This window comes from Paenibacillus stellifer, assembly GCF_000758685.1.
Classification (GTDB): domain Bacteria; phylum Bacillota; class Bacilli; order Paenibacillales; family Paenibacillaceae; genus Paenibacillus_AQ; species Paenibacillus_AQ stellifer.
Genome location: NZ_CP009286.1, coordinates 1,998,217 through 2,021,960 on the forward strand (window position 1 = coordinate 1,998,217; position 23,744 = coordinate 2,021,960).

General features: G+C 51.8%; 16 protein-coding genes and 1 pseudogene. 8 read left to right on the forward strand and 9 right to left on the reverse strand.

Translation table 11 applies throughout. The annotated features are described in order from the left end of the window. Positions 1–463: 463 nt before the first annotated feature. Entirely contained in the window at positions 464–2,074 is a 1,611-nt protein-coding gene (locus PSTEL_RS08885) for an ATP-binding protein (RefSeq protein WP_052098298.1), read from the forward strand. A 75-nt stretch (positions 2,075–2,149) separates the two neighbouring features. Here PSTEL_RS08885 and PSTEL_RS08890 read toward each other — a convergent pair whose 3' ends face one another. Beyond that, positions 2,150–3,577 carry an MDR family MFS transporter gene (locus tag PSTEL_RS08890; protein ID WP_038694711.1) on the reverse strand — a complete coding sequence of 476 codons (1,428 nt, stop codon included), beginning with the start codon at positions 3,575–3,577 and terminating at the stop codon, positions 2,150–2,152. A 140-nt stretch (positions 3,578–3,717) separates the two neighbouring features. Here PSTEL_RS08890 and PSTEL_RS08895 point away from each other — a divergent pair, with 140 nt between their 5' ends. Beyond that, a complete protein-coding gene (locus PSTEL_RS08895) occupies positions 3,718–4,326 on the forward strand; it encodes a TetR/AcrR family transcriptional regulator (RefSeq protein ID WP_038694712.1) in 609 nt (202 codons plus the stop codon). Positions 4,327–4,538: 212 nt separating this feature from the next. Here the strand turns inward: PSTEL_RS08895 and PSTEL_RS08900 are convergent, their stop codons facing one another. Next, positions 4,539–5,402: a DegV family protein gene (locus PSTEL_RS08900; protein ID WP_038694713.1), complete on the reverse strand. Its 864-nt coding sequence runs from the start codon at positions 5,400–5,402 to the stop codon at positions 4,539–4,541. Positions 5,403–5,629: 227 nt separating this feature from the next. Between PSTEL_RS08900 and PSTEL_RS08905 the strand changes: the two genes are divergently transcribed. After that, a complete protein-coding gene (locus PSTEL_RS08905; protein ID WP_052098299.1) occupies positions 5,630–7,156 on the forward strand; it encodes an ArnT family glycosyltransferase in 1,527 nt (508 codons plus the stop codon). A gap of 128 nt (positions 7,157–7,284) precedes the next feature. Here PSTEL_RS08905 and PSTEL_RS08910 read toward each other — a convergent pair whose 3' ends face one another. Together PSTEL_RS08910 and PSTEL_RS27550 are read right to left on the reverse strand one after the other, a co-directional pair. Next, on the reverse strand, positions 7,285–8,145 hold the full coding sequence (locus PSTEL_RS08910; RefSeq protein WP_179944920.1) for an AraC family transcriptional regulator: 861 nt from the start codon (positions 8,143–8,145) through the stop codon (positions 7,285–7,287). Between the two features lie 139 nt (positions 8,146–8,284). Then, entirely contained in the window at positions 8,285–8,437 is a 153-nt protein-coding gene (locus PSTEL_RS27550) for a hypothetical protein (RefSeq protein WP_245625115.1), read from the reverse strand. A 256-nt stretch (positions 8,438–8,693) separates the two neighbouring features. Here PSTEL_RS27550 and PSTEL_RS28385 point away from each other — a divergent pair, with 256 nt between their 5' ends. Then, a complete protein-coding gene (locus tag PSTEL_RS28385) occupies positions 8,694–9,002 on the forward strand; it encodes a MerR family transcriptional regulator (RefSeq protein ID WP_156995829.1) in 309 nt (102 codons plus the stop codon). A gap of 161 nt (positions 9,003–9,163) precedes the next feature. Here the strand turns inward: PSTEL_RS28385 and PSTEL_RS08920 are convergent. The 5 genes and pseudogenes from PSTEL_RS08920 to PSTEL_RS08940 form a co-directional block, all read right to left on the reverse strand. Next, positions 9,164–10,840 (reverse strand): annotated as a pseudogene (locus PSTEL_RS08920) (glycoside hydrolase family 13 protein); the annotation flags it as partial. A 196-nt stretch (positions 10,841–11,036) separates the two neighbouring features. Further along, the gene (locus PSTEL_RS08925) at positions 11,037–13,355 is read right to left on the reverse strand and encodes a glycoside hydrolase family 65 protein (protein ID WP_038694714.1); all 2,319 of its coding nucleotides are present in this window, start codon (positions 13,353–13,355) and stop codon (positions 11,037–11,039) included. A gap of 120 nt (positions 13,356–13,475) precedes the next feature. Then, positions 13,476–14,138 (reverse strand): beta-phosphoglucomutase, encoded by a 663-nt coding sequence (pgmB, locus tag PSTEL_RS08930; RefSeq protein WP_038694715.1) that lies wholly within the window; start codon positions 14,136–14,138, stop codon positions 13,476–13,478. Positions 14,139–14,343: 205 nt separating this feature from the next. After that, a complete protein-coding gene (locus PSTEL_RS08935; RefSeq protein ID WP_038694716.1) occupies positions 14,344–15,378 on the reverse strand; it encodes a LacI family DNA-binding transcriptional regulator in 1,035 nt (344 codons plus the stop codon). Positions 15,379–15,491: 113 nt separating this feature from the next. Then, complete coding sequence (locus PSTEL_RS08940; RefSeq protein ID WP_038694717.1) at positions 15,492–17,237, reverse strand: alpha-glycosidase; 1,746 nt, start codon at positions 17,235–17,237, stop codon at positions 15,492–15,494. A 578-nt stretch (positions 17,238–17,815) separates the two neighbouring features. On the opposite strand from PSTEL_RS08940, the gene PSTEL_RS08945 reads away from it, so the two are divergent. From PSTEL_RS08945 to PSTEL_RS08960, 4 genes are all read left to right on the forward strand, one after another. Next, positions 17,816–19,141 (forward strand): sugar ABC transporter substrate-binding protein, encoded by a 1,326-nt coding sequence (locus tag PSTEL_RS08945; protein WP_038694718.1) that lies wholly within the window; start codon positions 17,816–17,818, stop codon positions 19,139–19,141. 108 nt (positions 19,142–19,249) lie between these two features. Beyond that, positions 19,250–20,563 carry a carbohydrate ABC transporter permease gene (locus tag PSTEL_RS08950; protein ID WP_038694719.1) on the forward strand — a complete coding sequence of 438 codons (1,314 nt, stop codon included), beginning with the start codon at positions 19,250–19,252 and terminating at the stop codon, positions 20,561–20,563. Next, a complete protein-coding gene (locus PSTEL_RS08955; protein ID WP_179944921.1) occupies positions 20,560–21,405 on the forward strand; it encodes a sugar ABC transporter permease in 846 nt (281 codons plus the stop codon). The genes PSTEL_RS08950 and PSTEL_RS08955 overlap by 4 nt, the downstream gene beginning before the upstream one ends. Positions 21,406–21,565: 160 nt before the next feature. Further along, on the forward strand, positions 21,566–23,698 hold the full coding sequence (locus PSTEL_RS08960; RefSeq protein ID WP_084064884.1) for a methyl-accepting chemotaxis protein: 2,133 nt from the start codon (positions 21,566–21,568) through the stop codon (positions 23,696–23,698). The last annotated feature ends 46 nt before the right edge of the window (positions 23,699–23,744 follow it).

The following is a 23,744-nucleotide window of genomic DNA, read 5'->3' on the forward strand; positions in this document are numbered from 1 at the left end:
TCGTTCGTGGAGAGCTTATTTGCATGAGCACTTCTGATGGAATATTTGGCAACCGTATATCCTTTCCAGCTGTGCCTTCAGCGGCTTGCCAGATGTAGTGTAGGATCACCTGACTAACGCCAGCTCCTCACTCAATCACAAGCAGGAATTTCCTCCTGCGACCGATTAGCTTATTCCAGATGGACGCATTGCCGGCCAGCCGGGACCAAACGGGGATTTCGCAGGAAAAGATGGGCCTTCTTTCCCATTAAAAAGCCAATATAATCGGATAAATTATTGAAGAGTTTTTGATATAATAAGCTTAAATTCTACTGGTATTCTACATATAATGACGATTTTCGCCTTTTGGAGGGTCTGAAGCGGCACACGCAGCTTCGTGGCATCAGCGTCGCAGCTCCCATAGAAAAGGCCGGTACAAGTCGATCTGAGGCGAAGGGAGTTACTCTAGAAAGGAAGTTGGACCGTGGACAAGGACACAGATGACCTCTTAAAACGGTTAATCGCCGAAAATAGCGCCTACAAAGCATTATTCGAAATCGACCCTGCCTGCATTTTCGTATTGAATCTTCAAGGCCGCTGTGTCGGTGCCAATGCCGCCGCAATGAGGCTGGAAGAATCCGTACCCGAACAGATGTCCGAATACTGGGAGCGGGCGCTCCTGTTCGGCAGCCGGGACGAAGCTTCCGACTCTTTCGTGCAAGCCTGCGAAGGACAGACTACCTCTGTGAAGATCAAGTACATTCAGAAATCCGGCAACGTCGCTTCCGTTGAGGTAAGCTATGTTCCAATCATGCATGATGAAGAGGTCGTTGGCGTGTTCGCTGTAGCCCGGAATACCACGATGGACCCAGCCGCTGGCGGTACGCCCGAGAAACCCGCAAGCCTTACTGCCGCTGCTCAAGGATTCCTGACCACAGGCTTTCAGGATCAGCCCGGACTGATCCTGAACTCCGTTACAGAGGGGATCTTCGGTCTGGACCAGGAGGGCAAGGTTCTCTTCGTCAATAAGACAGCTCTGCTAATGCTTGGCTATGAGAGTGATGAATTGATCGGCCTGGACAGCCTCGATCATATCCACCACACACGCCCTGACGGTTCCAGATACTGCCCGAAGGAGTGTCCCATCCGCCAGACGATCGGGGACGGCATGCCGCGCGGGATGAGCGAGGAGATCTTCTGGAGAAAAGACGGAACGAGCTTCTGGGTCAATTACCGGGTCTCGCCAATTATGGAGTTCGGCCAAATCGAGGGCGTGGTTGTCGCCTTCAGCGATATTACGAACGAGCGGGAGACGAAGCGGGCCAAGGAATCCGCGGAGCAAGCTTCACGTGCGAAATCGGAGTTTCTGGCGATGATCAGCCATGAGATCCGGACGCCAATGAACGGCATGATCGGGATGGCCGATCTGCTGCTGGACAGCGAACTGGACGAGGACCAGCGGACCTATGCGGAAATTCTCCGGAGCAGCAGCTACAGTCTGCTGACCATTCTGAACGATATTCTGGATTTCAGCAAAATCGAAGCCGGCAAGCTGCCGCTTGAACCCGTACAATTTGAGCTCCGCAGCATGATCGAAAGCGTGATCGATCTGTTCATACCGAAGGCGGAGGAGAAGGGGTTGGCCTTGCGCTGGTGGGCTGATACCAGCGTCCCTGAGAGGGTTACGGCCGATCCGAGCCGCCTGCGGCAGATCATCGTGAACCTGGTGGGAAATGCGCTTAAATTTACCGAGAAAGGCAGCGTAATTCTGTCGGTCAAAAATATTCTGCTGCCCCATTCTCCGAACTATCTGCTTGAATTCTCGGTTCGGGATACCGGGGTTGGCATTGCAGAGGAGAAGCTTGGACTGCTGTTCCAGTCCTTCTCGCAGCTTCATCCGGCGATCAACCGCAAATACGGGGGAACCGGGCTCGGCCTTGCCATCTGCAAACAGCTCGTGGAGCTTATGGGCGGAACGATCTTTGTGGAGAGCGAGGAGAGCCGCGGCTCCATCTTCCGGTTCATGCTGCCCTTTGTCAAGGAAGAAGCAGAGGCTGGCGCGGAAGTCGAGGTTGCAGATATCAGAAGAAAATAAAGTTATTGATACATCGAATTGGCGGATGATCCCAGAAATGAGATCATACGCCTTTCTTTTTTTAACTCTAAAAGATCAGTTTCTTTGCTGCTTCGGAGTAACCTTTGAAGCCATTTTATTGGTTAAGAATAAAGAAGGAATGATCATGACAACAATGAGAATACTCGCTGTTAAGAAGCCGGATTGATACGCAGATGTCAATTGAGCAACATCCGGAGCTGCATGATCAATCTGGCTTGCGACAATAGTTGCCAATACGGCTGAGCCGAAGGCGCCACCGATGTTTTGAATAATCCGGGTAGCGATACTGGCCTGCGGGATTTGCATTTTAGTCAAACCCGTATAGGCATCACTCATTAATGGGAGCGTTACGCCACCAACGCCGATACCGCGAATTAGGAGTACAGCAGCGAGAATCCAATAGTTCGTGTTTTGATCGACCCAAATAAAAGGAATCGTCCCGGCTAGTGAAACGGCAATCGAATTAATGACAACAATCTTGGCACCCATTCGGTCAATCATTCTTCCAATTAGAGGTCTTGCAAGCAGCATCCCTACTCCCTGTGGAATTAAGGTTAAGGCAGCTAAAATGATGGAGTCGTTACGAACATTTTGGAAAAAAAGCGGCAGCAGCAGCATTGGACCATTCGTACCAATTCCGGCAAGAAACAAGCCGCAAAAGGACCCGATAAAGCTTCTATGTCTAAACAAATTCAAGGGGACAACTACATTCTTTTTATTTGTAGCAGCGTAAATCGCATAAATGATGGTCAATAAGGCACCAACAATGATGAACGATATCGTTCTCGTATTATTAAAACCCGCCCTGTGCGCGGCTTCAGTGATCCCATAGATCAAACTAACTGAGATGGTCCCGAGAATCAGGATTCCGAACCAGTCAAGCCTTGCTTGTTGATTGGCAGGCGGGAAGCTGGGCAGCTTGGTGGTTATAAAGTATAACGAGATGAATACAACAGGAACATTGACGAAGAAAATCCAATGCCAGGAAAGATAATCCACGAGCACTCCGCCAATTACGGGTCCAACGATTGGTCCAAGAACTATGGGCAGGCCTACAATAGACATTAATCGGCCGACTTTTTCTTGCCCGGATACTTGCATTAATAACGTTGTTAACAACGGAATAATCAGACCTGCGCCAAAGCCCTGAATCACACGGAAAACAACCATACTAGTTAAATTCCAGGATAGTCCCGAGGTAATCGAACCCATGAGAAAAACGACTTGTGCGGCAATATACACCTTTTTGCCATCAAATCGCTGAATGAGCCATCCAGAGAAGGGAACGGCTATTCCTGTAGCTAATATATAGCCTGTTACGATCCATTGAATGTTATCGAGTGATGCATTGAATGCCATAGAAAAATCACTAAGAGCTATGTTCACCATCGTTCCATCCAACATGGGGGCAATCGCTCCAAGTACGAGTACCAATGCAATAGTTAATAAAGACTTCGGTATTTTATCTTCTTTTGTGGCCATTATGATAGCTCCTCTCTAAACAAGGTACAATTTGTACCTTATTTTCATTCTGAAGTATATACCGAATGTAAATAAGATGCAATATGTATCTTAATTTTATGTTATAGTCAACTATATAGAATTCATCGAGGAGCTATGAAATGACCAGTATAAGAAAACGAGGGAAAGAGCTTGAAAGCGCGATATTGGAAGCTGCATATGAAATTTGTCAAACCTCTGGTTACCAAGAGATGACCTTTCAAAATGTTGCGAAAAAGGCAAGCACAAGTCGAACGGTGTTGTATCGACAGTATGGAACTCAACTGAATCTACTGCATGAAATGGCTCATTATCGAATATCACAAGTGTTTGGCGTGCCCACCATACTTGAACTCATCAAAGATCGTGGAAGCTTGAGAGCGGATTTACTGAATATGGTAAATCTGTATCATCAGTTTATGGTTGATATCGGAGCAGAAATACTGGGCACCGTCTTGCAAGAGCTAAGCCGGCAACCGGATAGCTTGAGAGAAATTAGCGTTCATGCGCATGAAGTAAATACTCATTTTATGCAGAAGATTCAGGACTTTGCTAAGAAACGTGGAGAAATAACAAGCGATTTCACTACTCTGCAGATACAGCTGCCTTTTAACTTGATGAGATATGAATTTATTATTCAAGGCGGGAACTTGACGGAGTCCTGGTTGACTTCATTCGTCGACGAAGTGTTATTGCCTATTTATTTGAATAACACAGGCTCATCCCGTTAGGAGGGCCCTAAACATAGGGGAAAGTGCGGATTATTGAACTCTGACGGGAATCGTTAGCTCAATAAAAAAGCGGTAGTCCAGGACATTATTTTCTCGTCCAAGTCTACCGCTTTTCTTATAATTGCGACCAATCTAATCCTTTATTATCTTCTCATCAGCAGAACTGTCTCTCCTGCCTATTTCGATTATCGAAATGATAAATGTCTGTACCTCTAAGCACTGCCTTCCGGACGCCTTAAGTACATCATCCCCACTGTATGCGGCCCGCAATGGCTGCCGATCACACAGCCGGCTTCAATAATGGCGATTTCCTTCGCGCCTGTCGCCGACTTAAGAGCGTCATGCAGATGCCGGGCATCCTCTTTCGCGAGCGTGTTGGCGACAATCAGCAGATCGGTATCGATGGGGGCCGGATCGGAAAGGGCATGATTCAGCATTTGCTCCACAGCCTTCTCCTTCTTGCCGCGAATCTTGCCAACAGGAATGATGCTGCCTTCCACGAGCCGAAGCACCGGCCGGATCTTCAGCAGGCTTCCGATGAAATTCTGCATGCCGGAGCACCGGCCGCCCATATGTAAATAGTCCAGTGTGTCGACAACGAATTCGGTGCTGAGCAGGCTCCGGTCTCTTTCGAGCATAGCAACGACTTCATCGGTACTCCGTCCATCCCGCGCCGCGCGGGCTGCTTTGACCGCCAGCAGCGCGATGCCGCCGCACAGGCTGCCGGAATCGATTACCCGGACCCGCCCGGACGGGAATTCCTCTGCAGCCAGCCGCGCGTTCTGATAAGTGGAGGACAAGGCGGAGGAGAGGCTAAGGTAGACAATATCCCGTCCCTCCTCGATCGCGGGAGCAAAGGCGGCGATAAAATCGGCAGGGGAAGGAGCAGCCGTCTTGGGCAGCGCGCCTGCCGCCGCTACCTTGCGGTACACCTCCTCCGGGGTAATATCTACACCGTCCCGGTAAGTCGCATCTTTGAATACGACATAGAGCGGAACAATGCCGATATCATATTCTTCCTTCCAGTTCTGCGGCATATCGGAAGTGCTGTCTGTAAAGATTTTTAGCGTAGACATGGGATTCTCCTTCACCGGTAATCGATTAATCTTCTTATTCGGTATCGCATATCTACTTATTATACCAAGGTTCTCCAGAATCATAAACCATGCCGGACTCAAAGCAGGGAACAGAAGAGAAATGGCGAATACCACTCCAATAAATACAAGTCATGGAAATCCTGGTATACGGGGAGAAGGGAGGCAGCCGGCCGTCTCCCAACAATGCTCGTGAGGGGGAAGGGCGAATGGTTTGGAACCGGGAGGAAATGAAGAGACGCGATTGGCTCAGTGACAGAACCTACTTTGTGCTGGGAGGCTGTCTGCTTGTCCTGATCTGTTTTAATTTGTTCTACCGGCTGGGCGCTATGCCGATTGAGGACTGGGACGAGGCGAGGCACGGCGTCAGCGCCTATGAAATGCTGAGGAAAGGCAGCTATATGATCAATACCTATAATTATCATGACGACTATTGGAACCTCAAACCGCCGCTTAGCTTCTGGAGCGTAGCGCTGGGATACAAGATCGCCGGTTTCAACCCGCTCGGCCTTCGGCTGTTCTCCGCCATTGCAGCATTGATCACGATTGCACTCACGGCTCTTTTTACAAGATACCGTTACGGCAATACGGCTTCACTGCTGTCCGCCGCTGTACTCGCCACCAGTTCGCAGTTCATCCTGATCCACTCGGCCAGGGCCGGTGATGCGGATGCGCTGTTCGTCCTTTGGTTCACCGCCGCAGTCATCTCCCTGATGCTGACGGAACTTCATACCCGCTGGCTGTATGTCTCCGGGCTGATGTTCTCCCTTGCCTTTCTCACGAAGAGCTGGCATGCGGGGGTGATTCTGATGATCATCGTGCTATTCATGCTGCTTACGCGACGGATTTTCCAGCTGAATCTCAGGAATGTGCTCGGTTTTATTGCCGCCTCGGTTGTACCCGTTGCGGTCTGGCTCGGGCTGCGCTTTCCATATGACAAATTTACCTTCATCAAGGAAATGATCCGGTACGATTTGCTTACTCGCGCCTCGTCAACGATTGAAGGCCATGCGAACGGTCCGACTTATTATCTTCATATTCTCAGAGTCTTCCATACCAAGTGGTCGCTCGCACTGTTTCTGATTGTTCTCTACTATACCTTCGTCATGCTTCGCCGCAGAACGCTCCGTCATCTTCCGCTCGACAGCTTTACGTTAGGGACGGCTCTGTGGATTGCAGTTCCCTTCGCCATGTTCACCGCCGCATCAACCAAGCTGATGTGGTATATACTCCCCATTTACCCGCCGCTTGCGATTGTAACGGCCTTTCTGTTCACCGGGATGCTTCATGCAATGAGCCGCCAAGGCTTCCGAGCTGCACTCGCAGCAGCGTTCGCCTCCGTGTTCATTTTGACGCAGACTTATATTGTCCGGACGCTAACAGGAAGTTTCACATCGGCTCACGGAGCGGAGCAGGCGCTGCTACGTCAGATTCAGGAGCAAGGCGATTATTCCGCTTATACCCTCTTCTATTATGAGCATCCGGATACGGGGAACGTCCCTCAGAGTGTGATGCTGGCTTCCAAGCTGTACGGCAATCTGAAGGTGTCGGAGAAGGGAACACTGGAGGATTTTCACAAAGAATCCCTGGGGCTGCTGCTGCTCCCCCGTACCGCAGGCAATGATACGCTGATCACCGGAGAGAAGCTGTCGATCGTGGAGTCCAATTCCTGGGGCTATCTTCTGGCAAAGAACAATCCGGGAAATCACATATCAAAGGTGAAGCAGGCCCAGTGACAACCTTGGATTGTCCAGGCGAACCGGTCTGTGCATACATACATAAGTCGGGAATGTTGTATAAAAGAAAGACCGAGCGACTGTCCGCTCGGCCTTTCTTCTGCTTAGCGCCTCTTAAGGGAGGCCGCTTATTTGCTCATGACCGGTATCCAGACTTCGCAGCGGTAGTCCTCGGCAGAAGGATCGCCGGGAGGATACAGCTCGAATTCCGGGCCTCCGGAATGCTCATAGCGTGTGCCGGGGAACCATTCCTGGAAGATGCGCTCCCACACCTTCTGGATGGCATGCGGCATCGGCCCGATTGAGGTGAAGACCGCCCAGGTAGCGGCAGGAATGACGGTAGAGGAGTACCCGTCCGGAACATCAGCTTCGCTCTCCACGGCGACCCAGTAGGAGAGCGTCTCCTGCTCATGCTTCACATCGGCGCAGATGCCGAGCAGGTCATGCACACCGCCTCCCAGCTCCACCAGCCGGTCCGAGCTTCCGTCGCTGTTGCAAGTGTCCCAGAACTTCGGAATCTCGCGAAGATTCTCCCCATCCCGTGTTGTGGTCTCAAGCTTTCTCCCGATAACGCGAAACGCTTCCTTATGTTCGATACGATAGTCCATTTCTTTGTCTCCCTTCAAGGATAGAGTAAAGGTGAGGCGCGGGAATGCCTTGAGGACGGTTCCCGGTTCACGGGCCGCCGAAGGCGAGATGCCATGGGCCTTCCGGAAGGCCTTGGCGAATGCTTCCGGCGAGTCGTATCCGTATTTCAGCGACACATCCAGGACACGGACCGGCGACATGGCCAACTCCTGGGCGGCCAGCGTCAGCCGCCGCTTGCGGATATACTCCGCTACAGTTACGCCTGTGACGAGATTGAACATCCGCTGAAAGTGGAAGGAGGAGGAGCAGGCTGCCTTTGCGATCTCCTCCATGTTCATCGGTTCGGTCATATGGTTCTCCATATAGTCCAAAGCATCCTTCATGCGGTTCAGCCATTCCACAGCGAGCCATCTCCTTTGTCTACATCCTAACACCGGCTGCCGATGCCGGTCCTGTTCTTCCGTGCGTTCTTCGGACAGATCGGCGGGCCGGTCCGAGCTGCGGTCACTTTACCTGGGCGGATTCGCGTACCGCGGCACGCTACAGGCAGGCGTAGATGATATTTTTCAGACGCGGGTGCACGTAAGGCTCCTGATTGTTCAGCAAATGCTGCGCATACATTACGGTGAGCTTGGAAGCGGGATCAATGACCGCCAGACAGACATCCGGCGGCGCCGCTCCAGCCGAATTCACCGAGCGGGCTTAGCGATCCGCTGCGGTAATGGAACACCTTCTCGTTGCGGTGCATCACCATTACCTCCGCTCACGGAATGCGCCAGGAAGTAAGAGAATCGATAAATCGGGATAGCGGTGTAAAGTCCATCTTTTCCCATCCTTTATGTAGAAAGTTCTTCCTCCATTATTGGGCAGGCTGGCGATCCCTGCAACCGCTTTTTGGGAAGACGGGATCGGGTTAGTTATAATAAACAGCATGGAAAGGAGTTTCAAGATGGAGAGGATGACCAGAGGCGAACTTGCGGAACGTACGGGCTTAACCGCTGCTACTATACGCTACTACGAAGATTACCTGGTGAAGATCAAATTTATCAAAGATGTGAAGTCATTGGGTCATAGACTGCAGGAGACGGAAGAATTGGGACAACCAGACTCGTATGCGAAAGGAGCGCTCGGTTTCTTGCTTAAAAACGCAGGCGGAGAATCCCGATATTTGAAAAAGGTTATGCAGGCAGCTTCGCATGAAATGGCGGTTCTGGTCGTTCTCAAGGCGATCTCAAGGACGGATGGGACATTTTCGTAAAAACACAGCGGCAGACCGGGAGGATTGATAATTCGCTCCCGATTTGCCGCTGTTTGCTTATTGAAGCTTAATGCTGCGGGACAGCCTCGGCGTCTAGCTCGTCGCCTCGGGGCTGCCGCTTGTGCAATGATCGAAGACCCCGATTCCGATTTCGCGGGTTCCTAAACGGCGCCGCCCAGCCGGTACACTCTGGCTTCGAAAGGACGAAGTACCGATATATCGTCCGGTACTTCGGCGTAGTTGCCGATGACCAGCTCTTTGACCTGTGCCAGCTCTTCCGTCAGGCCAATATCCTGCGGCACCTTGCAGAAGTTGAGCAGCACCAGCCAGCGCTCCTGGTCAAGCGTACGGGTGTAGGCGTAGATGAACTCATGATCCTGCAGAAGCAGCTCATAATCGCCATAGACCATAACAGGGTTATTCTTGCGCAGCTCGATCAGCCTCCGGTAATAGTGGAAGATCGAGTCCGGATCGGCCAAGGCTTGCTCGGCGTTAATTTCGGTATAGTTCGGATTCACTTCAATCCATGGGGTTCCGCTCGTAAATCCAGCTTGCGCAGAGGCATCCCACTGCATCGGCGTGCGCGCATTGTCGCGTCCTTTGATGTGAATGGATTGAAGCACCTCTTCATGCTTGGCGCCGCCTTCGGTCACTTTTTCCCGGTACATGTTCAGAATTTCAATATCCTTGTAGTGCTCCAGGCTGGCGAACTTAACATTGGTCATGCCGATCTCCTCGCCCTGGTAAATATAAGGCGTTCCTTTCAGGGTGTGCAGCAGGGTGGCCAGCATCTTGGCGGAGATGACCCGGTATTCCCCGTCATCACCGAACCGGGACACCATGCGCGGCTGGTCATGGTTGTTCAGATACAGGCTGTTCCAGCCTTTATCGGCCAGTCCGACCTGCCATTTATGCAGAACGTCGCGAAGTTTGGCCAAGTTCCAAGGCACAACCTCCCATTTGCCGGTCGGGCCGGAGTCGACATCCATATGCTCGAACTGGAACACCATCTGCAGCTCTTTGCGTTCCTCGTCCGTGTATAGAATCGCGTCCTCGACCGAGGCGCCAGGGGTTTCACCGACCGTCATGATGTCGTACTTGGACAGCACGCTCCGGTTCATTTCCTGGAGATAGTCGTGGACTTTAGGACCGTTCATATAGAACTCGCCGCCGCCCGCCAGTTCACCCGGCTTCAATCCGTCCGACTCGACGGAAGGGAGGCCTTCGACCTTGGAGATCATGTTGATCACGTCCATCCGGAAGCCGTCTACGCCCTTGTCCAGCCAGAAGGCCATCATGTCATACAGCTCCTGGCGCAGCTTCGGGTTCTCCCAGTTGAGATCAGGCTGCTTGCGTGAGAACAGATGGAGATAATATTCGTCCGTCTTCTCGTCATACTCCCAGGCCGGACCGCTGAAGATGGAGCTCCAATTGTTCGGCAGGCTGCCGTCTTGCTGCGCCGGGCGCCAAATATAGTAATCCCGGTAAGGATTGTCCTTGGAGGAGCGCGATTGTATGAACCAGGCGTGTTCATCCGAGGAATGGTTGATGACAAGGTCCATCATCAGCTTGATGCCCCGGGCGTGCATGCCTTCCAGCAGTTCCTCCCAATCCTTCATTGTTCCAAAATCGTCCATAATGTCCTGGTAGTCGCTGATGTCGTAGCCGTTGTCATCATTCGGGGATTTGTACACCGGCGACAGCCAGATCACGTCCACACCCAGCGTCTTCAGATAGTCGAGACGGGAAATGATGCCCTGCAGATCACCGATGCCGTCACCGTTGCTGTCCTGGAAGCTTCGCGGATAAATCTGGTAGACGACGGCTTCTTTCCAAAAGGTTCAATTCATGGTAAAAGCTCCTTTCGCTTCTGTAAAATGTGAATGCGGACGGCAAAGCCCCCGCGCAGGCGGGGGTACCTGTTAGCGGGGGCTTTGTCCATTAAATTGTCGCCGGATCAAATCGTTACCGGAATGGATCGTTATGAGATTGGAATGTAACTGATCAGATCGTTCCGGATTAGATCGTTACTGATCAGATCGTTACCGGCACGTTCTGTGCGCTTACTGTGCTAAGGCCGCTCACGGTGTATTCTTTGTCAAAAATCGTGAGCGCAGCAGGCGTCTCGGTCTCGTTGGTTACCGTAACGCTCTGATCGGTTACAGTAATCTGGAGACGGGAGCCGCGGAACATGACTTTGAACGAATACGAGGTCCAGTGGCCCGGATTGGACGGCTTCAGGATCAGGCGGTCGTTCTGTACGCGGAGACCGCCGAAGCCGTGGACAATGGACATCCAGGTGCCCGCCATGCTTGTCGTATGGCAGCCGTCTTCGGTGTCATTGTTGTAGTTGTCCAGATCGAGCCGGGATGTCCGGAGATACATTTCGTAAGCCTTCTCCTTGTACCCGAGCTCACTTGCCAGAATGGAGTGAATGCAAGGGGAGAGGGAGGACTCATGAACGGTGATCGGCTCGTAGAAGTCGAAGTTGCGTTTCTTGGTCTCCAGGTCATAGCGGTCGCTCAGGAAATACAGACCCTGCAGCACGTCAGCCTGCTTGATGTAGCAGGAGCGCAGGATGCGGTCCCAGGACCATTTCTGGTTCAGCGGCAGATTCTCGGGCGCCAGTTCCTTGACCGGGATGATCTGCTTGTCAAGGAAGCCGTCCTGCTGCAGGAAGATGCCTTTTTCCTCGTCGGCCGGGTAGTACATTTTGGCGATAATGTCCGCCCACTTGTCTGTCTCGCTGTCCTGAAGGTTCAGCTTCTCTACAAGCTCGGCATAGCGGGATTGTTCATTCTGGCGCAGATAGTCCAGCGCTTCCAGCGTGTACTCCATCGTCCAGGCGGCGATCCGGTTCGTGTACCAGTTGTTGTTGACGTTGTTCTCATACTCGTTCGGACCGGTAACGCCGAGCATCACGTATTTATCCTTATGCGCCACGTAGTGCACGCGTTCTTCCCAGAAGCGGGAAATTTCCGCCAGCACCTCAAGGCCATACTGGCCGAGGTAAGCTTTGTCTCCAGTGTAGTTCACATAGTCGTAAATCGCGTAGGCGATCGCTCCGTTGCGGTGAATTTCCTCGAACGTGATTTCCCATTCGTTATGGCATTCCTCGCCGTTCATCGTTACCATCGGATACAGCGCGCCCTTGGTGAAGCCGAGCTTGCGGGCATTCTCCTTCGCCTTCTCCAGATGCTTGTAGCGGTAGATCAGCAGGTTCCGGGCGATAGAGGAATCCGCTGTGCTGAGGTAGAACGGCACGCAGTAAGCTTCCGTATCCCAATAGGTGCTGCCGCCGTATTTCTCGCCGGTGAAGCCCTTCGGACCGATGTTGAGACGGTCGTCCTCGCCAGTGTACGTCTGGTTCAGCTGGAAAATATTGAAGCGGATGCCCTGCTGCGCGGACGGATCGCCTTCGATGATAATGTCGCTTTCCTTCCATTTCTCTTTCCAGGCGTCTGCCTGCTCGGCCAGCAGCGCTACGAAGCCGGCTTCTCTGGCGGACTGCAGCGCTTCTTTCGCCGCTTCTACCAGCTGACCCAGCCCGTAGTTCCGGGAGGTTACACTTGCTGCGTATTTGTAAATCACCAGCTGCTCGTTCTCTTTAACAGGAACCTTCACGATATTCGCCACATATTTTTCGCGGTCAACCGTCTCGGCTTCGACGTCCAGCTTATTGCCGGCAACATGGATGTCATAGACCATAGCGGTTGTCACATGGAAATCCAGCTTCTTGGTCTTGAGCGTCACATAGCCGCTGCCGGACTCGACGTTCTTCTCGACTTCATTCCAGAACTTCTCGTCATAGTTGGAGTCTTTGTTCTTGACGTCGCCGTCAAGATAAGGGGTAACCGTAATGGTGCCGCTGAAGTTGAGCGGAGTGACGGAGTAACGAATCGCGCCGATCTCCCGGCGGGTCATGCTGACGAAGCGGATGCTCTCCACCTTCACAGTCTTGCCATCCTCCAGGGTGGCTGTGAAGCTGCGGGAGAGGTAGCCTTCTTGCATATTCAGCACACGGCGGAAATCCGTAACCGTGCAGGCTGCCAAATCAAGCGGCGTACCTTCGATGTCGATGTCAATTCCGATCCAGTTGGTGCTGTTCAGCACCTTGGCGAAGTATTCGGGATAGCCGTTCTTCCACCAGCCGACCCGGGTCTTGTCGGGATAGTACACACCTGCTACGTAGCTGCCCTGAAGGCTGTGACCGCTGTACTTCTCTTCAAAGTTGGCGCGGCCGCCCATATAACCGTTGCCCAGACTGAACACGCTCTCGGAGATTTCCTGTGTCATGGGATCGAAGGATTCTTCAATAATGGACCATTCGTCGACTTTCAAGTATTGTTTCATACTCAATCGGCTCCTTTAATAATAAATGTATATATGAATAAATAGACGGCGGCTTTCCTGTGTAAACAGGCACTTCAACTCCGTATACCGGATGCCTGCTAAGACAGGAAGCATCCGGTGTTACACGGCGGAAAGGGCTTCGCGAAGCCGGACGACATTCATGTCCTGCAGGGAGGGAACGACGATATTCGCGGCTCCGAGCGTATCCGGTGAACCGATCCCTACGCTGGCCATGCCAGCGCGGCTGGCCGCTTCGACTCCGGCTTCGGCATCTTCGAAGACGATGCTGTTCTCAGCGGGAACGCCGAGTTCCTGAGCACCGAGAAGGAATACTTCCGGATCGGGTTTGGCTGCAGAGGTCTTGGTTCCGTCGATGATCGCATCGAAGTAGGGAGTGAGTCCGGTATTGTTGAGAATGGTCATCGCATTTTTGCTTGCGGAGCCCAGAGCGACCTTAATGCCGTTATCGCGGCAGTCCTTCAGAAACTCGAGCGCTCCCGGCAGGATTTCCGAGCTGTCCATTTTGGAGATGTATTCGACATAGCGGTTATTCTTCTCTTCGGCGAGTCTGGCCTTCTCGTCTTCACTGAAGGTGAGGCCGCCGATTTCAAGCAGGATGTTCAGGGATGCGGCGCGGCTAACGCCTTTCAGTCTTTCATTATCCTTCTCGGTAAATTCGAAGCCGAGCTTGTCAGCCAGTTCTTTCCAGGCAATATAATGATACTTCGCGGTATCGACGAGCACCCCGTCAAGATCGAACAGACAGGCTTGTATGGTATTCATGGAATTGGCCTCCTTCATTTCATATTGTTGCCTAGTTTATAAGGGAGAATGTAGGTCGGTGCATGAAAATGCGAAACAAAGTGAAAGATTAAAGTGCAAACGTTTGTGCAATCCTCCAAAAAATAAATGAAGCGCTTGAGGCTTCATTTATTTTCTTAACGGAATGCGGGATTTCCTGACTATGATTTCCGAAGCTTCCAGGGTGTCACTTCTTCGGCGAATACATGGATGACTCCCGTACGATCAGCCGGTGGGGAATAATGAACCTGTTCGTGTAACCGGTCTCTTTATTCGGGCTCTGAATGCTTTGGATCAGCACCTGTGAGGCGGTGTACCCCAGATGATAGATGCCGATATCAATGCTGCTGATCGGCGGGCTGGAAAGCTCCGCAAGCGGGATGTTGTTAAAGCTGACAAGCGCCAGATCATTCGGGACCTTGAATTTCAGTTCATTCAGTCCGCGCAGCACCCCGAAGGATACCATATCGTCCACGACGACGAGCGCCGTCGGCCGGTTCGGCAGATTCATGAAGAACGACATGGCCCGGTAGCCGCTGTCTTGAAGAAACTCGCCTTCCACAATCCATTCGGGCCGGGATTCGAGACCATGTTCCTCAATGGCCTTGCGGTATCCCTGCAGCCGGTCCCGGGAGACGATCAGATTCGGAGGACCGCTGACAAAGCCGATTCGCTCGTGTCCCATCGAAATCAGGTGGGATGTTGCGTCATAAGCGGCCATCACGTTGTCGGTATCGACTGACAGCATGTCTTCATACTTGTCGCTTCGTCCGACCAGAACGCATGGATAGCCGTTGCTCTGCAGGAAATCAATTACCGCGTCATCCTTCCGGGAATAGAGCAGAATCGCTCCGTCCACCCGGCGGCCTTTCAGGAGACGCGATACCGCATCCAGCTCCTCCTTCTCGTTGGCGCCTGAACTGATGAGCACATCGTAACCCGAACGGCTGGCCTGCGTGACGATCCCGCGGATCAGTTCCATGAAGAAGAGATTGGAGAACAGCTCTTCCGCCGGCTTAGGCAGAATAATGCAGATGCTGTTCGTCGTCTTCGAGACGAGGCTCTTCGCCATGATATTCGGGTGATAGCCCATTTCCTCCATGATGCCTTTAACTTTGCGGGAGGTTTCCACACTGATTCTCGGATGGCCCGACAACACCCGGGAAACCGTAGAGGGGGAAACGCCCGCTCTCTTGGCCACATCCTTGATGGTAACTGTCATAGAAGCCTCCTTATGATGGAACCGTTTGCTACGCTTATCTTAATCGAAGTTTTTTTAATTGTAAATAGACAAGCTGACAAGCCTTCTGATGTCAAACCCGGCTGTGGGCCGGGTTACAGAGCGTAAGGGGCAAGCACGGCATATCCAGATGCGGGCAGTCTGACGGAGAGCGTCCCCCGGTCCGCTTTATAAATTTCGCCAGTGAACAGGTCACGCCAGCCAGCCTCCGGAACCGGCAGCCGGAACGTTACGCCTGAATCCTCCCGGTTGAACAGCACGATCACCGATTCGCCATCAAGACGCCGCTCGTAGGCGAGCTTGCCGCTATTGCCTGCATCAAGGAATGTCAGCGTTCCCGTGCGCAGCGCCGGATGGCTCTTCCGGATGTCGATCAGCTTGCGATAGAAGGCCAGCAAATCACGATCCTGCTTATTAGGGTCCCATTCCATGCATTTTCGGCAGCCAGGATCTTCTCCGCCGTCAAGGCCGACTTCGTCGCCGTAATAAATGCAGGGTGTGCCCATGAAGGTGAATTGAAGGACCGCGGCCATCTTCAGTTTCTTTTTGTTCCCGCCGGGTAGCGAGAGCAACCGGGACGTATCGTGACTGTCCAGCAGATTGAAGGCCACTTCGCTTGCCTGGAGCGGGTAGCGGGACAACTGCTTGCCGATGGCTGCTGCGAAGCCAGAGGCGTCCAGGTCCTCGCGAACGAAGAAGTCGATAACTGCGTCAGTGAACGGGTAGTTCATAACCGCGTCGAATTTGTCTCCTTCCAGCCAAGGCGAAGACTCATGCCAGATTTCACCGAGAATGTAGGCTTCGGGGTTGACGCCCTTGACCGTTTGGCGGAAATCCCGCCAGAATTGATGGTCCACCTCGTTCGCCACATCAAGCCGCCATCCGTCGATGCCCACTTCCTTGATCCAATATTCCGCAACGCCAAGAAGATAATTCTTCACATCTTCATTTTCCGTGTTCAGCTTGGGCATCTCCGCAACGAAGCCGAAGGTGTCGTACGAAGGAATTCCGTCGTCGATGCTCAGAGGGAATTCGCGAACGTGGAACCAGTCCTTGTATACGGAATCCTCGCCGTTCTGCTCCACATCAAGGAACGGAGCGAAGTTGCGGCCGGCATGATTGAAGACGGCGTCGAGCAGGACGCGGATTCCCCTCTCGTGACAGGCCTTTACGAGCTGTTTCAGCGTGTCGGTGTCGCCGAAATGCGGATCGACTTTCATATAATCTTCGGTGTCGTATTTGTGGTTGGTCGGTGAGGCGAAGATCGGCGTGAAGTAGAGGGCGTTTATGCCCAGCTCCGACAAATGGTCCAGATGGTCGATTACCCCTTGCAGATCGCCGCCGAAGAAATTGTCCCTTTCCGGAATGCCGCCCCAAGGCTGCACATTCTCCGGATTGAGGCTGGGATCTCCGTTTGCGAAGCGTTCCGGAAAGATTTGATAGAAGATGGCATCCTTTACCCACGCCGGAGGCGCGAAGATATCTCCACGATGAATATAAGGAAATTCAAACAGCCGATTCGGATTCGCCGGACGATCGGTCTGGAACTCGCTTTCGGTCATCCAGATCTTCTCATCGCCTTTCACCAGTTGAAAGCCGTATTTCAAGCGGCGGAACGGAGGGACATATTCACATTCCCAGTAATCGAACATGGTATCGGAGGTGAACACGGTCATCGGAACAAGCTCTTTGCTCTTGTCCCAATCGTATTTATCTCCAACCCAGGCGTAGACCTCGGTCAAATCGTCTTTTTTGGCGCGAAGCCGCAGATGAATTGTATTCTCGTCGTAGGCATAGGACCAGTTCAGACGAGGCCTATGATAGATAGCTTCGAGCAGCATACAGTTTACCTCCCTAAAAATGATGACAGCCCGCACCGCTCATTCGCGTGATGCCGCCTGGCGGACGGGCTTTTGTTCACAATGGTTAGGATTATAGCATGAGGGAAAAGGGCTTACAATGATTTTGTACAAACATTTGCACAGATCGTATTCGCTTTCATTATAGGCGTCCTGAAAGCATTAGAGTCCCTGATACACAATTCAGTTATATAAAAACAATTCAAGAACGCATATTTTCACGCTTATTGGCATATACTCGGTGAATTGAAAATGATGAATACATGTGAAACTGAGTAAACAGGAGATATTCTTTGAAATCAGGAGATAATATAGAATTAAGTTTGATAAAACGCCTGATTTGATGCATTTTACTTAGTGCAAACGTTTTTACAAATGGTGTACCCTGTTGTAAGATGAATGCGTAGATGAAGCGCTTTCGAAGTGCGAATGAAGCGAATTTGTGTGAGGGAAATGAGGAATACATATTTTTCAGAACCTTTCTGAAATCGTTTGCGCAAATGCGTGCACTGCGAATCTGCCTCATTACATGGATTTAAATAACGAAAGGGGTAAATGCAATGAAGATGAAAAAGATCATGGCGTTGGCTGCGGCTACTACGATGGCCGTGTCGCTTACAGCCTGCGGTTCCGGAAACAATGGAGGTAACAATTCGGGCGAAGCTGCTTCATCCGCCGCTCCGGCAGCAAGCGCTGCGGCAACTGACAGTGGAGGCGGAACGACAGCTGCGATCACCCCTGAAGAAGGAGCATCCCTGACTATTTGGGAAAGTAAAGAAGAAAGAGCATTCGCCGAAGAAGTCTCCAAGCAGTTTACTGAAAAATATAATGTACCGGTTAAGATCGAAGAACTGGCCCCGACCGACCAGGCATCCAGATTCGCACAGGACGGACCTTCCGGGTTGGCAGCTGACGTTGGGGTTATCCCGCATGACAATCTGGGTAAAGCGGTAGCCGCCAGCCTGATCTTGCCAAACGATGTCTTCGCGGAAGAAACCAAGAAGAACAATACGGAAGCATCAATCACAGGCGCTTCTTATGACGGCGAGCTTTACGGCTATCCGCGCGCAGCTGAAACCTACGCTCTGTATTACAACAAATCGTTGCTTAAAGAAGCCCCTAAAACATTCGACGACGTAATCAACTTCAGCAAGGGCTTTACAGACAAGTCGAAGAACAAATACGGCATCATGTGGGAAGTCGGCAATCTTTACTTCAACTACATGTTTGTTGGATCGACCGGAGGCTATCTCTTCGGCGAAAACGGCACGAACAAGGATGATATCGGCCTGAACAACGAAGGTGCGATTGAAGGCTTGAAAGAATTTGTGAAGCTGAAAGAAGTTCTCCCGGTCAAGAGCGGAGATATCAATCCGGATATCAAGCGCAGCTTGTTCAACTCGGGTGATGTAGCCATGGATATCAACGGTCCTTGGGAACTGGCCGGATACAAGGCAGCTCTTGGCGACAATCTTGGCGTAGCTCCGGTTCCTACAGTTAACGGCAAGACAGCGATCACCTTCTCGGGTATCAAGATCTTCGTTGTCAATGCCTATACCCAATATCCGAATGCAGCCAAACTGTATGCAGAGTTCGCTTCGAACAAGGAATCACAGCTGGTTCTCAACAAGACAATTGGCTCTATCCCAACCAACCTGGAAGCTCTGGAAGATCCGCAAATCAAGGATGATCCATATGTATCTGCCTTTGCCGAGCAAGCCAAGAACTCCCAGCCAATGCCTTCCATTCCGGAAATGGGCAACGTCTGGAGTCCTGTAAACGCCGCACTTCCTGAAATCTGGGACAAAGGCGTAGATCCGAAGACGGCTATGGATAAAGCGGTACAGCAAATCAAGGATCTGAACAATGGTGCCTCAGCGCAATAACCTGTGGAACATTGAACTTGACTAGAGCTTGAACAAGAATCCGCTCGCCCGCCGGCTGATGTTCGGCGGGCGATGTCCGATTCCCCAGGAGAGGAGATTGGAAGAGAAATGCAGCGCAAAGGTACTATATCCGCGATACTGTCGACGATTTTCATGGGATTGGGACAAATATATAACCGCCAATTCATTAAGGGTATTATTTTCTTATTAGTCGAAGCTGCTTGCGTTTATTACTTTATTAACAACTTGGGAAGAGCCCTGTGGGGAGTAGTAACTTTGGGGGACACCCCCAGCCATTTGGCGAAGGTCAACGGCATCGCCAAAATGGTGGCGGGCGACCACTCCATTTATATTTTGATTCAAAGTCTGATTACATTGCTCGTACTGGCATTGTTCTTAATTGCCTGGTATATGAATATCCGTGATGCTTACAAGATCGGCAATTTGCTGGAGAAAGGAATTCCGGCCAATACCGGCAAGCAAACGCTGCGCTATATTCTGGATTATAAGTTCGCACAAACCTTCCTGATTTTGCCGGCAGTCGGAATTCTGTTCTTCACCATTATGCCGATTATCTTCATGATTCTGATCGCCTTCACGAACTATGCAGCTCCGAATCATATTCCACCGGCCAAGCTGGTCGATTGGGTTGGACTGGAGACATTCAAGAATCTGCTCGTTCTCAAGACATGGAGCCATACCTTCTACGGCGTTCTGACATGGACGATTGTCTGGGCAATTCTGTCCACGGTCACGACTTATTTCGGCGGCATGCTGGTAGCCATGCTGATCAGTCAGCAGGGAATCAAATTCAAGGGCTTCTGGAGAGCCATCCTGATCGTTCCTTATGCCATTCCGCAGCTGATCTCGCTGCTTCTGATGCGTAACCTGTTCAACGGACAGTTCGGTCCGATCAACCAGTACTTGGGTTATTTTGGTATGGGGGGACTGCCTTGGCTGACCGATCCGTTCTGGGCAAAGGTTACCGTTATTGTTGTAAATATGTGGGTCGGTATTCCGGTATCCATGCTGCTGATCATGGGTGTGCTCACAACCATTCCCCGGGATATGTACGAGGCGGCAGAGGTGGACGGAGCTACAGCTTACCAGAAATTCCGCATCGTTACATTGCCTATGGTGCTGTTTACTACCGCTCCTACGCTTATCACCCAATTTGCGGGCAACATCAATAACTTTAATGCGATCTTCCTGTTGACCAACGGTAATCCGGTTAACGGCAACTATCAATATGCCGGTTCAACAGACTTGCTCGTTACCTGGCTGTATAAGCTGACACTCAATCAGAACAAGAACAATATGGCCGCGGCCGTCGGTATCATTATCTTTGTGATTATCGCTTCCTTCTCCATCTACAACTACCGTCGGACCAATTCGTTTAAACAGGAGGACATGATCCAATGATAGGACGCAAACTTGGGAATCTTATCCGTCTGATCGGGAGCTATATCGTTCTGATTATTCTGTCGATCTCGGCGCTGTACCCGGCGCTGTGGATCGTGTTCGGTTCGCTTCGTCCCGGCAAGTCGCTGTACAGCAAGCATTTTATTCCGGACACGTTCACGCTTGCCCATTATAAAGAACTGTTTACTTCCCAGGTTTATATGTTTGGCACCTGGTATATGAACACGCTGAAGATTGCAGTCTTCTCCATGTTGATCGGCGTCTTCTTAACGCTGCTCACCAGTTACGCGGTTTCGAGATTCCGCTTTAAAGGCCGCCAGACGGCGCTGTCGACGCTGCTCATTTTGGGAATGTTCCCGGGATTCATGAGCATGATCGCCATTTATTTGCTGCTCAAAGAGTTCCACCTGCTGGATACACATATGGCGCTGATTATTGTTTATGCAGCTGGCGCTCCGCTCGGCGGAACCTTTATCGCCAAGGGCTTTCTGGATACGATTCCGCGCTCTCTGGATGAGGCGGCGAGAATCGACGGAGCGAGCAACTTCGGAATTTTTACCCGAGTGATCCTGCCTTTATCGCGTCCCATGATTACGTACATGGCGCTGACGCAGTTTGTTGGACCGTGGGTCGACTTTATTTTCGCCCGTCTGATTCTGCGGACCAAGGAGAACTGGACCGTTGCCGTCGGCATGTGGGACATGGTCAACTCGAATACGAACACGAACTTTACGCTGTTCTCAGCCGGTGCGGTGCTGATCTCCATACCAATTATGGTTCTCTTCGCCTTCCTGCAGCGTCTGCTGGTTGACGGTTTGACTGCGGGAGCCAGCAAAGGTTAAAGATGTTAAGCAATATCGGGGGGCAAGCCCTTTTGGGATAAGGCTCCCCTTGCTTCCTTGCTGATACCTAAAGACCCTGCACGGGTACAGCTACGGTAGAAATGTGACCGGGCTGTACCTTTTTCTTTCGAGGGAATTTGAAGTTTGGGGGAAAAGACCTATGAAAAAGTTCGGAGCTTTGCGTTTCAAATCGGTCGGCCTCAAGTTGTTCATCATTATCTTTTGCTCGACTCTGCTGCTCTGTACAGGGCTCGGGCTCGCCTCCTATTCCATATCCAAACGGACGATTACGGATCAGGTCGCTACAGCTTCATCACAATCGATCGTGCAGGCTGCGGACAAGCTGGATTTTCTGTTCGCCGGCTATGAAGCGATATCGAGACAGTTCGCCGTCGATGCTGTCGTCAAGTCGGATATTGAGACCATTCATGATGCTTCAGCCGGGACAGTGAAAAAAGTAGCTGCCGAGGACCGCATTCGCCGCAAGCTCGACGCCGTAGTCGGCTCGGATGACCGGCTGCTGGGTATCAGGCTTGTTGCCAAAAGTCTTGTGGACGCGGAGTCCTATAAATCTGCTGGTCTGATCAACCTCCGAAGCGATGAACAGATTCAGAAGGACATTAAGGAAATCGAGGATGCCAAGGGTAACCCTGTATGGTTCCCTGACCGGGCCAAAGGCTTCTTTAATGTAGCCAATGAACCCTCCCTTACCATGGGCAGACTGCTCCGGAATATCCAGAATCCTGATTTAGAGTATTACATGCTCATTGAGATCAAGGGTTCGGCATTAACCGATATTTTATCCAGCCTCCGGATCGGACAATCCGGCGAGATTCGCCTTCTGTCCAAGGATAATCAAATCGTATATGCCAAAGACATAGCGCTGCTTGGACAACAATCCTACATACATACGACGGTAGACGGCAGCAAGGCGGATGGGCAGTCATTCAGCGCGGATGATGAACAAGGAATTTCCCAACTGGCTGTTTATCACTCTCTCTCTACGGCGCCATGGACGATGCTGGGTTATGCACCTGTCAGTGATTTCACCGAATCGGCTGACAAGCTGCTCTACATCACCCTGTCAGCCTTGCTTGCCGCCGCCTTAATCGCGGGTCTGTTGGGCCTGCTGCTGGTCCGTACAGTTGGCAAACCGCTCGGCAATCTGGCCAAGCTCATGGAGGAAGGAGAGCGGGGCAATCTTCAGGTGCGGACATCCATAAAAGGGCGGGATGAGATCGGAAGGCTGGGCCACAGCTTCAATCATATGATGGAGCAGATCTCGTTAATTGTCCGGAAGAGCGGTACGTCTGCCAATGAAGTGCTGACGACATCAGAACATCTGGTGGAGGCTTCAGTCCAAATTTCGCTGCATGCTCAAGAGGTGGCTGCCGCTTCCGAACAGATCGCCGGCGGTACCTCCGATATGGCAGAGGAGATGGACAAGAGCAACCGGAATGTCGCGACAATGGGCAACAAAATTCATGATGTGTCTTCGATCAATACCGTCATGAATGATTCCGCACAAAGGGTAATCGGGGTCAGCGAACAAGGTTCGGTGCTGATGGACACCCTTGTAGCGAAGAGCGGTACCGCTCTCGGGCAGATGGAATCGATTCAGAAGCATACCGACAAGCTGCGGGAGTGCATGGCTCTTATCGCCGGCATTCTGGCGCCGATGGTCGAGATCAACAAGCAGACGAATATTCTGGCGCTTAACGCTTCCATTGAGGCCGTCCGGGCCGGTTCGGCCGGTAGGGGATTCATTGTAATTGCCGATGAAATCCGCCAGCTGGCCGAGCGTTCCAACCGCTCCATCTCCTTGGTTTCGGATGTCACCGGCGAGGTGGCGACTGAAATTGAAGGGATGGTGCGGATCGTGACCGAGTCGGCACCAATCTTCCAGGAGCAGATCGCGTATGTCCATGAATCTTCCGCCGCTTTTGCCGGCGTTAAGGATGAAATGGAGCGCTTTACTGAGCAGTTGGTGCAGTCCTCCTATGCGGTTCGCGAACTGCTGTCTTTCCAGCAGGAACTGGGTGCCTCCGTTAACAGCGTGGCCTCTGTAGTCGAGGAGACAAGCGCGGCAACAGAAGAAGTTGCTTCCATGTCGTCGCAGCAGTTGACGGTTAGCAAGGAGCTTGTCCGGCTGTCTGGGTATCTGAAGGAGCTGTCAGACGGCTTGAAGGAGTCGCTGATTCAATTCCAGGGTCCGCAGCCTGATGGTGACACGGAGCCAGTACCTGACGAGCCCTCCACCGCGATTCCTTATGAGCAGAACAGCGGCAGTTAATGATGACCGCAACATCCTGATATGAACAAGGCCCAACCGGCCTTTT

What these genes read in the sequence shown, in the direction of transcription:
- PSTEL_RS08925 (WP_038694714.1), bottom strand. Translation starts at nt 13,355, where the DNA reads ATGAAACAATACTTGAAAGTCGACGAATGGTCCATTATTGAAGAATCC.
- PSTEL_RS08905 (WP_052098299.1), top strand. Translation starts at nt 5,630, where the DNA reads ATGGTTTGGAACCGGGAGGAAATGAAGAGACGCGATTGGCTCAGTGAC.
- PSTEL_RS08895 (WP_038694712.1), top strand. Translation starts at nt 3,718, where the DNA reads ATGACCAGTATAAGAAAACGAGGGAAAGAGCTTGAAAGCGCGATATTG.
- PSTEL_RS08955 (WP_179944921.1), top strand. Translation starts at nt 20,560, where the DNA reads ATGATAGGACGCAAACTTGGGAATCTTATCCGTCTGATCGGGAGCTAT.
- PSTEL_RS08960 (WP_084064884.1), top strand. Translation starts at nt 21,566, where the DNA reads ATGAAAAAGTTCGGAGCTTTGCGTTTCAAATCGGTCGGCCTCAAGTTG.
- PSTEL_RS08940 (WP_038694717.1), bottom strand. Translation starts at nt 17,237, where the DNA reads ATGCTGCTCGAAGCTATCTATCATAGGCCTCGTCTGAACTGGTCCTAT.
- pgmB (WP_038694715.1), bottom strand. Translation starts at nt 14,138, where the DNA reads ATGAATACCATACAAGCCTGTCTGTTCGATCTTGACGGGGTGCTCGTC.
- PSTEL_RS08950 (WP_038694719.1), top strand. Translation starts at nt 19,250, where the DNA reads ATGCAGCGCAAAGGTACTATATCCGCGATACTGTCGACGATTTTCATG.
- PSTEL_RS08900 (WP_038694713.1), bottom strand. Translation starts at nt 5,402, where the DNA reads ATGTCTACGCTAAAAATCTTTACAGACAGCACTTCCGATATGCCGCAG.
- PSTEL_RS08890 (WP_038694711.1), bottom strand. Translation starts at nt 3,577, where the DNA reads ATGGCCACAAAAGAAGATAAAATACCGAAGTCTTTATTAACTATTGCA.
- PSTEL_RS08935 (WP_038694716.1), bottom strand. Translation starts at nt 15,378, where the DNA reads ATGACAGTTACCATCAAGGATGTGGCCAAGAGAGCGGGCGTTTCCCCC.
- PSTEL_RS28385 (WP_156995829.1), top strand. Translation starts at nt 8,694, where the DNA reads ATGGAGAGGATGACCAGAGGCGAACTTGCGGAACGTACGGGCTTAACC.
- PSTEL_RS08945 (WP_038694718.1), top strand. Translation starts at nt 17,816, where the DNA reads ATGAAGATGAAAAAGATCATGGCGTTGGCTGCGGCTACTACGATGGCC.